Origin of the sequence: Kitasatospora sp. NPDC092039 (assembly GCF_044756065.1) — a bacterium.
Lineage (GTDB): Bacteria > Actinomycetota > Actinomycetes > Streptomycetales > Streptomycetaceae > Kitasatospora.
In genome coordinates, this window is record NZ_JBIVSD010000002.1 from 82,083 (window position 1) to 95,922 (window position 13,840).

13 protein-coding genes are annotated in these 13,840 nt (G+C 70.1%); 8 read left to right on the forward strand and 5 right to left on the reverse strand.

Going from position 1 to position 13,840, the window contains the following annotated elements; translation table 11 throughout:
- The first annotated feature begins 80 nt into the window (after positions 1 to 80).
- A complete protein-coding gene (locus ACIQI7_RS03705; protein WP_401104741.1) occupies positions 81 to 1,253 on the forward strand; it encodes an aminotransferase class V-fold PLP-dependent enzyme in 1,173 nt (390 codons plus the stop codon).
- 67 nt (positions 1,254 to 1,320) lie between these two features.
- Here ACIQI7_RS03705 and ACIQI7_RS03710 read toward each other — a convergent pair whose 3' ends face one another.
- Positions 1,321 to 1,695: a hypothetical protein gene (locus ACIQI7_RS03710; protein WP_401104744.1), complete on the reverse strand. Its 375-nt coding sequence runs from the start codon at positions 1,693 to 1,695 to the stop codon at positions 1,321 to 1,323.
- 300 nt (positions 1,696 to 1,995) lie between these two features.
- On the opposite strand from ACIQI7_RS03710, the gene ACIQI7_RS03715 reads away from it, so the two are divergent.
- A complete protein-coding gene (locus tag ACIQI7_RS03715) occupies positions 1,996 to 4,851 on the forward strand; it encodes a DEAD/DEAH box helicase (protein WP_401105669.1) in 2,856 nt (951 codons plus the stop codon).
- 420 nt (positions 4,852 to 5,271) lie between these two features.
- Here ACIQI7_RS03715 and ACIQI7_RS03720 read toward each other — a convergent pair whose 3' ends face one another.
- Both ACIQI7_RS03720 and ACIQI7_RS03725 read right to left on the reverse strand, forming a co-directional pair.
- Positions 5,272 to 5,760: an SAM-dependent methyltransferase gene (locus tag ACIQI7_RS03720; RefSeq protein ID WP_401104748.1), complete on the reverse strand. Its 489-nt coding sequence runs from the start codon at positions 5,758 to 5,760 to the stop codon at positions 5,272 to 5,274.
- Positions 5,761 to 5,801: 41 nt separating this feature from the next.
- Positions 5,802 to 7,178: a Tat pathway signal protein gene (locus ACIQI7_RS03725; protein WP_401104751.1), complete on the reverse strand. Its 1,377-nt coding sequence runs from the start codon at positions 7,176 to 7,178 to the stop codon at positions 5,802 to 5,804.
- A gap of 193 nt (positions 7,179 to 7,371) precedes the next feature.
- Here ACIQI7_RS03725 and ACIQI7_RS03730 point away from each other — a divergent pair, with 193 nt between their 5' ends.
- From ACIQI7_RS03730 to ACIQI7_RS03750, 5 genes are all read left to right on the forward strand, one after another.
- On the forward strand, positions 7,372 to 7,983 hold the full coding sequence (locus ACIQI7_RS03730) for an ATP-binding protein (protein ID WP_401104754.1): 612 nt from the start codon (positions 7,372 to 7,374) through the stop codon (positions 7,981 to 7,983).
- Positions 7,984 to 8,078: 95 nt separating this feature from the next.
- Positions 8,079 to 8,948 carry a hypothetical protein gene (locus ACIQI7_RS03735; protein WP_401104757.1) on the forward strand — a complete coding sequence of 290 codons (870 nt, stop codon included), beginning with the start codon at positions 8,079 to 8,081 and terminating at the stop codon, positions 8,946 to 8,948.
- A complete protein-coding gene (locus tag ACIQI7_RS03740; protein WP_401104760.1) occupies positions 8,939 to 9,547 on the forward strand; it encodes a hypothetical protein in 609 nt (202 codons plus the stop codon). The genes ACIQI7_RS03735 and ACIQI7_RS03740 overlap by 10 nt, the downstream gene beginning before the upstream one ends.
- Positions 9,534 to 10,067, forward strand: a complete 534-nt coding sequence (locus tag ACIQI7_RS03745; protein WP_401104762.1) for a class IV adenylate cyclase — start codon at positions 9,534 to 9,536, stop codon at positions 10,065 to 10,067. The genes ACIQI7_RS03740 and ACIQI7_RS03745 overlap by 14 nt, the downstream gene beginning before the upstream one ends.
- 13 nt (positions 10,068 to 10,080) lie before the next feature.
- Positions 10,081 to 11,175 carry a radical SAM protein gene (locus tag ACIQI7_RS03750; protein WP_401104764.1) on the forward strand — a complete coding sequence of 365 codons (1,095 nt, stop codon included), beginning with the start codon at positions 10,081 to 10,083 and terminating at the stop codon, positions 11,173 to 11,175.
- Positions 11,176 to 11,239: 64 nt separating this feature from the next.
- Here ACIQI7_RS03750 and ACIQI7_RS03755 read toward each other — a convergent pair whose 3' ends face one another.
- The gene (locus ACIQI7_RS03755) at positions 11,240 to 11,590 is read right to left on the reverse strand and encodes a winged helix-turn-helix domain-containing protein (RefSeq protein WP_401104766.1); all 351 of its coding nucleotides are present in this window, start codon (positions 11,588 to 11,590) and stop codon (positions 11,240 to 11,242) included.
- Between the two features lie 152 nt (positions 11,591 to 11,742).
- On the opposite strand from ACIQI7_RS03755, the gene ACIQI7_RS03760 reads away from it, so the two are divergent.
- Positions 11,743 to 12,963: an RNA-guided endonuclease InsQ/TnpB family protein gene (locus ACIQI7_RS03760; protein ID WP_401104769.1), complete on the forward strand. Its 1,221-nt coding sequence runs from the start codon at positions 11,743 to 11,745 to the stop codon at positions 12,961 to 12,963.
- Positions 12,964 to 12,994: 31 nt separating this feature from the next.
- Here ACIQI7_RS03760 and ACIQI7_RS03765 read toward each other — a convergent pair whose 3' ends face one another.
- On the reverse strand, positions 12,995 to 13,789 hold the full coding sequence (locus tag ACIQI7_RS03765; protein ID WP_401104772.1) for a hypothetical protein: 795 nt from the start codon (positions 13,787 to 13,789) through the stop codon (positions 12,995 to 12,997).
- Positions 13,790 to 13,840 lie beyond the last annotated feature (51 nt).

Here is a 13,840-nt window from a genome sequence, read left to right on the forward strand (position 1 = left end):
GGTGGTCGCGGGGTGCGGGTCCCGACCAGTAGTCTGTCATGTGAAATGTCACACATCAGTCTGCGCAAGCGGAGGAAACCGTGATCGAGGACCTGCGGACCGTCGAACCCCCGGCACCGCTGCCCGCCGCCGACGGACTGTTCAGCGTGTCCCCGGGGACCGCCCACCTGAACCACGGCTCCTTCGGCGCCGTGCCCCTCCCGGTGCAGCGGGCGCAGCAGCGGCTGCGCACCGAGCACGAACGGGACCCGGACGGCTTCTTCGCCGACCTCCCGGCCCGGATCGCCGCCGCCCGCGCCCTGATCGCCGCCGAGCTGGACACCGACCCGGACCGGCTCGCGCTGGTCGCCAACGTCACCGAGGCCGCCGCGATCGCCCTGGACAGCATCCCGTTCGCGCCCGGCGACCGGATCCTGGTCACCGACCACGGCTACGGCGCGGTGACCCGGGCGGCCGCCCGCAAGGCCGCCGAGACGGGCGCCGAGGTGGTGGTCGCCCGGGTGCCGCTGGATGCTCCCGACGAGCAGGCCGTCCGGGAGGCGGTGCTGGCCGCCGTGGACGGGCGCACCACCGTCGCGGTCCTGGACCAGCTGACCTCGCCCACCGCCCGGCTGGTGGCCGGCCCGGCCCTGCTCGCCGACCTGCGCGCCCGCGGTGTGACCACCGTGGTGGACGGCGCCCACGCCCCCGGCATGCTGCCCGCCCCGATCGACCCGAACGCCGACTTCTGGTTCGGCAACCTGCACAAGTGGGCCTTCGCCCCGCGCGCCACCGGGGTGCTCGCCGTCCGCCCCGAGTGGACCGGCCGGGTGCGCCCGCTGGCGCTCTCCTGGGAGCACGACGGGGGCTTCCCGGGGAACGTCGAGTGGCGCGGCACCTGCGACTACACGCCCTGGCTGGCCGCCCCGGCGGGATTCGAACTGCTCCGCGGACTCGGCCGCGCCGCGGTGACCGCCCACAACACCTCCCTCGCCGGGTACGGCCACCGGGTGCTGGTCGAGCGGGCGGGCCTGCCGGCGCTGCCCGCGACGCCCGGGGTGTGGATGCGCACCGTCCGGCTGCCGGCCGGCTGCGGCGAGACCGAGCCGCAGGTGAAGGCGCTGATGGCCGAGGTGTGGCGCCGGCTCGGCACCCGGGTCGCGGTCCGCCCGTGGGCCGGCGGCGGGGTGCTGCGGGTCAGCGCGCAGCTGTACAACCGGCCGGGGGAGTACGAGCGGCTGGCGGAGGGGCTGGCGGAGCTGCTGCGCCGGTAGGCGGTGCGGCGGCCCGGGCCGGCCGTGCCCCCGTCGTCACGGGCCCCTTCCCGGGGCCGGTCCGGGCTCAGATCTCCAGCGCGAGTTCGATCTGCTTGAGCCGGTGGCGGGCCATCGCCAGGTTGGAGCGGCTGCGGTTGAGCGCCAGGAAGAGGAACAGCCCGCGCCCGCTGGGCGTCGTGATCGGCCGGACCACGTGGTACTGGTGGGTCAGCGTGATCAGGATGTCCTCGATCTCGTTGTCCAGGAGGTTGAGCGCCTCCATCGCGCGCATCTTGGCCCGGACCACGTCGGTGTTGCCGGCCGCCGCGACGTTGAGGTCCAGCTCGCCGCCGTCGCCGAGGGTGCCGAGGGCCATGCCGCTGCCGTAGTCGACCAGGGCGACGCCGATGGCGCCGTCGATCGCCATGGCCTCCTTGAGGGTCGTCTCCAGGTTCGCCATCGTGGCTGTCCTCCCGTGGGTCGGCGGGTGTTCCGCGGCTCGTTCCGCGCCTGTCCGCGGCTGTGACCACGACGGTAGGGAGCGGCCACCGGACGCCACCGGGAATGATCGGAGACGTTCGGACCTGGCCCCCTCCCGATCACTTGAAGACATTTGCCACTATGGATCTGAGAGGGAAGTGACCTCGGTAGCGACCCCGGGGGTGATCTCGTCGCACGGAAAAACGGTGCTATCGATGTCAGTCCTGCCGGGTAACCTCTCGCTGAGATGCGAGATCACACCAACCACACCCGGACGGCGATGAACACCCCCGATCCAGAGCCCCAGGGCGACCAGGAGCTCAGCCCCGCCGAGGCGTACGCGGCCAGCCGTCGCCGGGCCCAGGAGCAGGCCACCGCCCTGTACGGCTTCCAGCAGCTGTACGACTTCCCGCTGGACGACTTCCAGCTGGAGGCCTGCGAGACGCTGGAGGCCGGATCCGGCGTCCTCGTCGCCGCCCCCACCGGCTCCGGGAAGACCATCGTCGGCGAGTTCGCCGTGCACCTGGCCCTGGCCGCGGGCCGCAAGTGCTTCTACACCACGCCGATCAAGGCGCTCTCCAACCAGAAGTACGGCGACCTGGTCAAGCGCTACGGCGCCGCCAAGGTCGGCCTGCTCACCGGCGACAACACCGTCAACGGCGACGCACCCGTGGTGGTCATGACCACCGAGGTGCTGCGCAACATGCTCTACGCGGGCTCCAGCACCCTCGACGGCCTCGGCTACGTCGTGATGGACGAGGTGCACTACCTCGCCGACCGCTTCCGCGGCGCCGTCTGGGAGGAGGTCATCATCCACCTCCCCGAGTCGGTCACCCTCGTCTCGCTCTCCGCGACCGTCTCCAACGCCGAGGAGTTCGGCGACTGGCTGGACACCGTGCGCGGCGGCACCAAGGTGATCGTCTCCGAGACCAGGCCCGTGCCGCTGTGGCAGCACGTGATGGCCGGCAACCGGATGTACGACCTGTTCGCGAACCCCGACCGGGACGGCCGCCCCAAGAACAACCTGAAGAACCCCGGCAAGGCCGTCAACCCCGAGCTGGTCCGGCTCGCCCGCTCCGAACTCGACCGCAACCCGCGCGACCGCTTCGGCCGCGGCCGGGGCCGCTCGATGCCCAACGGCCGTCCCGGCCGGGTCTGGACACCGGGCCGGGTGGACGTCATCGACCGGCTCGACGCCGAGGGCCTGCTGCCCGCGATCACCTTCATCTTCAGCCGGGCCGGCTGCGAGGCCGCCGTCCAGCAGTGCCTCAGCTCCGGCCTGCGGCTCAACAAGGACTCCGACCGCGCCCTGGTCCGGGCGATCGTCGAGGAGCGCTGCGCCGACATCCCCGACGAGGACCTGCACGTCCTGGGCTACTTCGAGTGGCTGGACGGGCTGGAGCGCGGCATCGCCGCGCACCACGCCGGGATGCTGCCGCGGTTCAAGGAGGTGGTCGAGGAGCTCTTCGTGAAGGGCCTGGTCAAGGCCGTCTTCGCGACCGAGACCCTGGCGCTCGGCATCAACATGCCCGCCCGCTCGGTGGTCATGGAGAAGCTGGTCAAGTGGAACGGCGAGACCCACGCCGACATCACCCCCGGCGAGTACACCCAGCTCACCGGCCGGGCCGGGCGGCGCGGCATCGACATCGAGGGCCACGCCGTGGTGCTCTGGCAGCGCGGCCTCGACCCGGAGGCACTGGCCGGCCTGGCCGGCACCCGCACCTACCCGCTCAAGTCCAGCTTCCGGCCCTCCTACAACATGGCCGTCAACCTGGTCTCCCAGTTCGGCCGGCACCGCTCGCGCGAGCTGCTGGAGACCTCCTTCGCCCAGTTCCAGGCGGACCGCTCGGTGGTCGGCATCGCCCGCCAGGTGCAGCGCAACGAGGAGGGGCTGGAGGGCTACCGCGAGTCGATGACCTGCCACCTCGGCGACTTCGACGAGTACATGGAACTGCGCCGCCGGCTCAAGGACCGCGAGAACGAGCTGGCCCGCGAGGGCAGCAGCCAGCGCCGCGCGGCCGCCGTCGAGTCCATCGAGCAGCTCAAGCCCGGCGACGTCATCCACGTGCCCACCGGCAAGTTCGCCGGCCTCGCCCTGGTCCTCGACCCGGGCCTGCCGCCGGTCAACCGCTCCGGCCGGGGCGGCCCGCGCCACCCCGACTTCCAGGACGGCCCGCGCCCGGTGGTGCTCACCGCCGAGCGGCAGGTCAAGCGGCTCGCCATGATCGACTTCCCGCACCCGGTCGCCGCGATCGAACGCGTCCGCATCCCCAAGTCCTTCAACCCGCGCAGCCCGCAGTCCCGGCGCGACCTCGCCTCGGCACTGCGCACCAAGGCCGGCCACCTGGAGCCCGAGCGGTTCCGGCGCGGCCGCGCGGCCGCCGCCGACGACCCGGAGATCACCCGGCTGCGCACCGAACTGCGCCAACACCCCTGCCACGGCTGCTCCGACCGCGAGGACCACGCCCGCTGGGCCGAGCGCTACCACCGGCTGCACCGCGACACCGAGCTGCTGGAACGCCGGATGCGCTCGCGCACCCACACCATCGCCCGCACCTTCGACCGGGTCTGCGCGCTGCTCACCGACCTCGGCTACCTTCAGGGCGACACCGTCACCGACGACGGCAAGCGGCTCGGCCGGCTCTACGGCGAGCTCGACCTGCTCGCCTCCGAGTGCATCCGCGAGGGCGTCTGGAGCGGCCTGGCCGCCGCCGAACTCGCCGCCTGCGCCTCGGCGCTGGTGTACGAGGCCCGCCAGTCCGACGACGCCGGCGCCCCCCGGGTGCCGGAGGGCGCGGCCAAGGAGGCGCTCGGCAAGATGGTCCGGATCTGGGGCCACCTGGACGCCCTGGAGGAGCAGCACCGGATCAACACCGCCGAGGGAGTCGGCCAGCGCGAGCCCGACCTGGGCTTCGCCTGGGTCGCCTACCGCTGGGCGCTCGGCCACAACCTCGACCAGGTGCTGCGCGACGCCGACATGCCGGCCGGCGACTTCGTCCGCTGGACCAAGCAGCTGATCGACGTGCTGGGCCAGATCCAGGACGCCGCCGGCGAGGACGCCGAACTCCGCCGGACGGCCCGCAAGGCCGTCGACGGCCTCCGCCGCGGCATCATCGCCTACTCCTCCGTCGGCTGACCTCTTCAACGACGTTTTGGTGGGGGGTGGGAGCCGCCAGGCCTTCGGTCATGGCAGCTCCCACCCCCCACCCCCCACCCCCTGCGCAGCTTCGGCTTCGCCTCGCCGCTTTGGCCTCCACCGTGTTGCATAGGAAGTCGGCCCAGCCGACTTCCTACGCAGAAGAGAAGTGCCTCTGCCCCCGCCGACGGCGGGGGCAGAGGCATAGGCGATTTCGCGGGGGATTACCGTTGCCGCTTCGGCAGGCCGAGGCGGCAACGGACTTGAGTGAAGCGCTGCAGGAAGTCGGCTCAGCCGACTTCCTGCAGCGAACGAGACCTCCATACTTGGCTTTGATGCCCTCGCTCGATTCGAGCGAGGGCATCAACCACAGTCTCCCTGCTGTGCAGATGAAGGGAGACTGTGATTAGCGACATTGGATCAGGACCAGGGGGACGCCGGGGCGAAGTAGTCTCGAAGCATCTCGGTGGTCCATACGGGTTGACGCACCTGCCCACGCGGGCCGAACTCCTCGAACCACGGCTTCACTTCGAGGACCGGGGTGCCGTCGATGGCGTCCAGGTCCTCGACGTGCAGGTCCAGGCCGTCGACCTTGAGGAGGCGGCAGCGGGAGGACCCGAGCCAGTTGATGCGCCGCATGTTCCGGTGGCCGAACACGCCGACCTCGGGCCAGTCGGGGTTGTCCCGGGGGCGACGTGCACCGAAGTTCAGGTCGCTGGGGTCGGTCTTGTGGAACCGGAAGATCACGTCGAGGTGGGAGAACTCCTCCAGCCCCTTCGTCGCGTCGAGCGGGAATCTGTCGCCATCCAGTCGGATGATGGCGCGTGTCCCTCCCCAGTAGTCGTCGGTCGGTTCCGTGCGGCCTCCCACGACGTGCCCGAGCGCTTCCACGCTGAAGACATCACCCACGTACTTCCCCTCCTCTGAACGGACCGCGCCAGGACAGCGGGTCAGATGGTGGCGGCCAGATACTCGGCGGCGCGCCTGTCGACGGTATCGATGGTCGACACCTTCCGCCCGCGATAGGGCGACAGCGCACTGCGAATCTGCAATGCGACGTCTCGGGTGCGGGCGGAGCGGACGGTCTGCATGGCGTCGAGCGACTGTGACCAGATCGTGCAGGCCTCCTCGATAGAGTGTTGCCGGGCCTTCACGAGGCCGAGGTGGCCGAGAGTGACTGCGTGGGTCCGGGTGAAGGCAGAGGCCTTGCGGGTCGCGACGCTGCGTTCGAACTCCCTTGCTGCGCCTTCCAGATCGCCGATGTCGCGTAGCGCCGATGCTGTTTCGTGAGCCAAGGACGCCTCGCCGAAGAAGAACACCCGCGCCGGCTCGTCGTCGCCGGCGGATGCCGCAGACAGGTCGCGTTCGGCCTGGAGCAGCGCGGCGTTCGCCTCGGCGGTTCGGCCCGCGGCGGCCAGGGCGCGCGCGTGGACGACGCCGAGCAGGGAACGTTCGCGCAAGCTGGCGAGCCCATACCGGTCGCCGGCCATGGACGCCTCAGCGACCCGGACTGCGTGGTGCGGCTTGTGGAGGTCAACGGCCTGGTGGGCCATGGCGCGCAGGACGTGACCGGCCATCGAGGGGTCGTCGGCTTCGGCCGCCAGTTTCACAGCGACGGTGTAGTAGTGCTGAGCGGTGGGGTGCTCGCCGTTGTCGAACGCTGTCCACCCGGCCAGGTAGGCGAGTTCGGATGCAGCGGAGAACATGGAGCGCCGGATCTCGTCGGAGGAGAAGGTGCCTTGGAGGAACTCCCCGACGTCCGTGAGGAGGTACTGCGCGACGGCTGTGCGTCCGTGCCCGCCACCACGGCGCTGGTCGAGCTGGGAGAACAGTGCCGTCATCTCCCGAACGGCGTCCACGTCGGCCTGACCGGCCCGGCGCTGGGTGATTCCTCGGTCACCGGTACGGGCCATGTGTTCCCACCAACTGTCGGGGGGAATGCCCAGCGCCCCCAGCGAGTACGTGAGCGTGCGGAGGAGTTGTCTGCGTTCCACCTCAACGTCGATCCGTCCAAGAGCCGCCAGAGCCTTCAGCGTATCCAAGCCCCAGTCGCGTAGATCCGGCTGATCGTCCCCGAACCCCATGGCCGCCAGGGTGATGTCACGGTTCAGCCAGTTGGTGAGCACCTCAGCGATGTACTGCGGAATGTTCCCGGAAGGCATCACACCGTGTCGGACCCACTGCGTGACGGATACTCGGCTCGGTCGTGCCGGATCGTTGTGGCGGGCCGAGACGGCACACAAGGCCCGGGCGAGGGCTTCGTTCGGTCGGCCGGATTCCCGGATGAGCTGGCCCAGCCGCTCATTGGGTTGGCGAGTACGCCCCATGGGGGTCTCCTGGCGATGCCGTTTAACCGGTTTAACAACTGACGGTAGCCAACACCTTACTCTCGGCCAGCTCGGACGGTTTGCTGTTCGTGCAAGGCGGCTACCGGCCGCAGCGCGAATGTTCCGTCATGTTTGGGCGACAGTACGACTTCCCGCCCAAGAGCTCCGACTGCGAGTGAGTGAGGCGCCCTCCATGGAGCCTGGATCACCCATCATCACGACAAGCTTTCCCGCCGAACGGGAACGGGTCGGCGAGCTCCGTCGCTGGGCCAGAACAGTCCTACCGCTGCTCGTCCTGGACGACCGGCAGCGCGGTGACGTGCTGTACGACGTGGAACTCGTCCTGTCCGAACTCGGAGCCAACGCCGTCCTGCACGGCTGTGGCGGGGACCGGCCGGACGCGAATCTGGCCGCATCCCTGGCGTACGCCCCGAGCGTGCTGCGCGTGTCCGTGACCGACCCGGGAGGCGGTAAGCCCGAGTACCGGTCGGCGAGCGACGAGGCGACCTGTGGACGAGGCCTGAGACTGGTGATGGGGGTCGTGTCCCGCTTCGGTGTTGAGAACCTTCCCGAGGGTGGCAAGGAGATCTGGGCCGAGATCGAGCTGCCTCCTCCGGCACGGCCGGAGGCCGCCGTGATCGAGCAGATCGGCAGACGAATCGGGTCGCTGCGCTCGGACATTGCCGTAGGGAACCCTCGGCCCCGGCTTGCTGATGTCGAATTGCGCAGGCGCCCGGCTGGCCGTGCCGGACCGAGTTCCCTTCCAGCCCATCCATCCACTCCGTACCCGAGGACTGCGCCGTGAGCGTCGGACCGCGCACCAGAACGCTGCTCAAGACCACGGCCCCCGCCCGCAGGCTGGACATTGCGGCCTCCTATGAGGCTCTGACGCAGGCCTACGTGGCTACCGCTGACGACGCCAGGCAGGCCGAGCTGGTCAGCGACAGCCCGAACCACCTGTGGTCGCTGCCCGCGTCGCGCACACTGGCTGTCGTGCACCCGGACCTGGACGAGGCCTGGGCTCTGATCAAGGGCGCACAGTTCCTCCGGGAGCACCGGGTCGCGGTCACGGCCCCCTGGTACACCGACGTCCGGACGGGCACCGAGGGCCGGGCCGTCACCTTCTGGCCGGACCCGGGGAAACCGAGCGCCGACACGTCCCTGTCCGCGTGGGTGACCGCTCTCACCCACCGCATCGACCCCGCGTCGGCGCCGTGGCTGAGGGAGCACGACCCGTTCGCCCACCTGCTGGACGGCCTGGACGACGCCCCGCTCGACGATGCCGCCCGCCGCTTCCTGCGCGAGCGCACGGCGCAGCTGCGCGAGGAGTGGGACTACCTGGACTGGCCGACTCCGGACACGGTCGTCCTCGGCGCCCTCGGCATGGTCCCGGTCCATGACGACGGTGTCCACGTCGGGCTCCTGCTGCGCCGCCCGCTGATGCGAGGTCACCGCGAGTGGGACCTGGTCGCGGCCCGCTGGCGCTCCGAACTGCTCACCGGCCCGCGCGAGGACCACCGGACCTACGCCGACACCTACTTCTCCTACGAGCGGGAGGGCCGGATCCCGGCCCATCCCTACATCGGCGCCTGGTCCGGCTACCAGGTCGTGCGCGACGTCGTCGTCCTCACCACGGTGATGGACACGGTGCGCCGCACCCACCTCGACGCCGACACCCGCAGGAAGGCCGCCCACCGCGTCGCGTGCCTGCGCGGAGCCCCCTCGGCCCCGTGGAACTGGGGCCAGCGAATGGAGTGCACATGGACGTGACCCGAGGGCTCTTCATCACCCTTGACGGTCTCAGTGCGAGCGGAAAGACCACCGTCGCCCCGCTGGTCGCAGCCCTCGTCAATGGCGTTCACCTCATGGACGGGACGCTGCCGATGTTCGCCCGCACGCGCGCGGAGGTCGACGCCACGGGGATCCTGCCGGCGCGCTTCCACTGGTGGATGATGGCCAACCACATCAAGTCGGAGACGGCCCGGTCGCTCATCGAGGCCGGCCGAACGGTGGTGGTCGAGTCCTACTTCCCGCGCACCATCGCCACGCACAGGGCGATGGGGCACGACTGCGCGCCGGAGTATCCGGACCAAGTGCTGGTTCCGGACGTGCCGATCCTCCTGGAAGTGGACGAACGCGTGCGCCAGGAGCGGCTTCATCAGCGGGCCGTTCAAGGGACGCTGACCTACTGGCACAAGCGTGAGGAGCCGAACGTGGCGGAGAGCTCTCGCGTGTACCGGGCGTTCGGCCTGCTGCCGGTGGACGGCACCGGCCGTACGCCCGAGGAGGTGGCGTACGGCATCGCCGACGTCGTGCGCTCGTACGTCCCTACCGCATCGAGGAAGGCAACTTTCCATGACCGCAATTGAGTTCGAGGCAAAGATCCTCAACGTCGATCCGGAGGCTATGCGCGCGCTCCTGACCGCAGCCGGGGCCGAGCACCTGGGCGACCGCTTCCAGCGCCGCTACGTCTACGACATCCCTGGTCGATCGGGCGCGTGGGTCCGGCTGCGTGACACCGGTACCGACGTCACCCTGTGCGTCAAGGAGATCCACTCCGACGCGATCGACGGCGTGAGCGAGACGGAGACGACCGTCGGCGACTTCGACGTCACGAACGCGCTCCTCGGCAAGCTCGGCTACCAGCCGAAGGCGTACCAGGAAAACCGCCGGTCCTCCTGGACGCTGGGCGGGGCGGCCATCGAGATCGACCACTGGCCGTTGATCCCCCCGTACCTGGAGATCGAGGGCGACAGCGCCGAACACGTCCACGCGACCGCGCTCGCGCTGAAGCTCCCCTTGGAGGAGCTGACCAGCGAGAACACGACCAAGGTCTACCGCCGGTACGGGATCGACATCGAGTCGATCGCCCGGCTTATGTTCGAGTGACAGGAGACGAGCCTTGTCAGCAACCCAACGTCCGGCAGTCAGGGTCGTCCGGGACAGGACCATCCGCATCAAGGTGATCGACGACTGCGGATTGGCCTGCACGTTCTGCCACAACGAGGGAACGCCGGTCACCGCCGACCATCGAGGCCGCACCGAACTGCCCTTCGCGGCCGGTCCGGGCAGGACCGGCCGCGTATCGATCTACAGCGAGACGAACGGAGTCGGCTTCCTGGCCGCGAGGATGGCTCCGGACATGTCCTTCCGGCGGGCGGTGCGAGCCGTGGCGAGCGCGTTCGACGCCGGGGAGGTCCACCTCACCGGAGGGGAACCCACTCTCCACACGGAGGTGCCCGCGCTGGTCGCGGCGCTCACCGGCATGGGGCTGAGCGTCGGAATGACCAGCAATGGGGAGCGCGGTCGGCAGGTGATGCCGCAGTGTTCGGCGGCCGGACTCAACCGGGTCAACGTCTCGGTCTTCGGCACGACCGCCGAGGAGCTCGGGGCCGTCCAGTCCGAGCGGTTCAGGTCAGCGGGTCTGGCCGGGACGAAGATCCGCGCCGCGGAGCAGACCGTCCGGGCTGCCGTCGCCAACGGTGTCAAGGTATCCGTGAACATCGTCGTTCCCGGAATGGCGCACGTGGACCGGGTCGTCAACCTGGTCGAGTCGTACGGCCAGTTCGCGGACGTGCGGATGCTCACCAGCATCCACGACGGAGCGGAGTCGACCGCGGCGATCTCCGAAGTGCTGGCCCGTGTCGGCGCGGAACCGGTGCTCCGGACGTTCACCGCCGGCACCTCCGACGAGCGCACCCTCTACCGGGCGCTCGGCAGCCGGGCGGTCTACGTCAAGCGACTGCTGCCCGTACGGCTCCCCGACACCTGCGCGTCGTGCCGGTTCAACAACGACACGGACTGCGAGGAGGGCTACTACGGCATCCGCCTGTACCTCACAGAGCAGGGGAAGTACATGGTGGGCGTCTGCATTCAGCGGATGGACCTCTGCGTTCCGTTGGCCGAGCTGCCGAGGAGCGGGATCGTGGAAGAGGTGCAGGCCTTCAAGGACGCCGAGGTCCGGAGGCTGACACGCGAGTACGGTGCCGCTGCCTGACCTGGGCCGAATGGCCGATGCCCCCGGTGCCCCCGGGGAGTAGGAAGTCGGCCCGGCCGACTTCCTACTCCGGGGCGTGGCCCGGGCCGGCGGCGTCGAGGCGGCGGACGAGGGCGCGCAGGGCGCGGAGTTCGCGGTCGAGGGCTTCGGCGCCGTGGGGGGTGAGGGTGATCCAGGTGCGGGGGCGGCGCCCGACGTAGCCCTTGGCGACGGCGACGAGGCCGGACTCCTCCAGGACCTTGAGGTGGCGGGACAGGTTGCCGTCGGTGGCGCCCAGCTGCTCCTTGAGGAAGCCGAACTCGACCCGGTCGGCCTCGCGGGCGATCGCCAGGATGCCGAGCCGGACCCGCTGGTGGACGGTGTCGTCCAGGGCCAGGGTCGGGTGCTGCTCCTCGGCTTCGTCAGCAACGCTCATCGGGGTCCTCCATGGATACCCCTGGCTTCAGCCGGGGGAGGAAATGGATCTCCTGCGGAGCAGGGCAACGGGCCGCGTTTCGCCGTTGGGCGGACCGTAGTGCTCTGACCGGGAGATTCGATCGTTACAAGTGATCGCGCTAGGTTGAGAGTGTGACCGCGAACCATGTGAAGCGGGCGTTCAAGTATCGCTTCTATCCGACCGATGCGCAGGCGGCCGAGCTGTCGCGTACGTTCGGATGCGTGCGCAAGGTCTACAACCTGGGGTTGCAGGCCCGGACCGAGGCGTGGACGCTGCGCCAGGAGCGGGTCAACTACGATGCCACCTCTGCGATGCTGACGGCGTGGAAGAAGACCGAGGAACTGTCCTACCTGTCCGAGGTCTCCTCCGTTCCGTTGCAGCAGGCTCTGCGGCATCTGCAAGGGGCGTTCGTCGACTTCTGGCTCAAGCGGGCGAAGTACCCGACGTTCAAGTCCCGGAAGAAGTCCCGCAGGTCTGCTGAGTACACCAGCTCCGCGTTCCGCTACCGGGACGGCGTGCTGACCTTGGCGAAGATGGCCGAGCCGCTGGACGTCGTGTGGTCGAGGCCGCTCCCGGAGGATGCGGTCCCGTCCACGGTGACCGTGTCGCAGGACGGTGCGGGACGCTGGTTCGTCTCGATGCTGTGCGACGACCGGCCGACGATGCCGGCCCCGGTGAACGCCGCGGTCGGGATCGACGCCGGGATCACCAGCCTGGTGACGCTCTCCACCGGGGAGAAGATCACCAACCCGAAGCATGAACGCCGTGACCGCCGGCGTTTGGCCAGGGCCCAGCGGGAACTGTCCCGCAAGGCCGCGGGCAGCGCGAACCGGGACAAGGCCCGGCTCAAGGTTGCTCGCGTCCACGCACGGATCGCCGACCGGCGCCGTGATTTCCTGCACAAGCTCACCACCCGACTCGTCCGTGAGAACCAAACGGTCGTGATCGAGGATCTGACGGTCCGCAACATGCTCAAGAACCGGAAGCTGTCCCGAGCCGTCTCGGACGCTTCGTGGACTGAGATGCGGTCCATGCTTGAGTACAAGGCCCAGTGGTACGGCCGCGAGCTGATCACCGTTGACCGGTGGTTCCCCAGTTCCAAGCTGTGCTCGGCCTGCGGCATCCTGCAGGGCAGGATGCCGCTGAACGTCCGCGAGTGGACGTGCGGATGCGGGACGACCCACGACCGGGACGTGAACGCAGCTGAGAACATCCTGGCCGCCGGGCTGGCGGCAGCAGCCTGTGGAGACGGTGTAAGACCTCAACGGAGAACTCCGGGCGGGCGGTCGTCGGTGAAGCAGGAAGTCGTCCCACCGCCGCGCTCGCGCGCAGCGGCTCAGCCGCGAGGCTGAGGGGAATCCCTTCCTTCAGGAGGGGAGGAAGTCAAGAGGTGACCGTACGGGACGCCCCCGGTGTGCGGCGGGCCGCCGTCCATTGCGCCAGGCCGGCGGCCAGCAGGACCGCCGCCAGCAGCAGGGCCTTCGGCTGGGGGCCGTCGGCCCAGCCGCCGTTTCCGCGGTCGAGCCAGGGCAGCCAGCCGCTCTCCCAGGGGGCCGCGAGGTAGGCGGTGAGCAGTGCCGTGTGGGCGAGGCCGGCGGCGGTCACCAGGGGGCTGCGTTCGGTCAGGCCGAGGATGATCAGGCCGATGCCGACCACGTACCAGGGCGAGGCGTAGGTGTTCACGAGCAGGGACAGCCCGAACGGCACATGGCGCGCGAAGACCAGGCCGAGCAGCACGGCGGTGAGCAGCACGCCGATCCCGACCGCGGCGCCGACCCAGCCGTCGCGGTGCGGGACGATCCCGCGGGCCTCGCCGCGCCGCCGGTACCAGCGGGCCACGGCCAGCCAGGCGAGCGGGAGCAGGGCGTACCAGACGCCCCAGGCCAGGAAGCGGAGCACGGCGCCGTCGAAGTCGCCGGTCCGGCACGAGCCGTCCGGTGCGTGCGGCACGCAGAGGTCGATGAGCTCGGAGTAGGCGAAGGACGGGTACGAGGCGACGAACCGTCCGTTGGCGCCGAAGTTGTAGGCCTGGCCGGAGACCGGCACGGCGGCCAGGGCGAGCAGGCCGAAGCCGAGCAGCGGCACCCCCGAGCCGCGCAGCCGGGTCCGGGCCCGGGCCCGGAGCCCTTCCGTCTCGGCGAGGAGTTCGGCCGGGCCGGCCCGGTGTGTTGACGCCATGATCCACCCCTTGTCACGCGTTTCCGCTTTGCTGTGCCATGAACTTTGCAT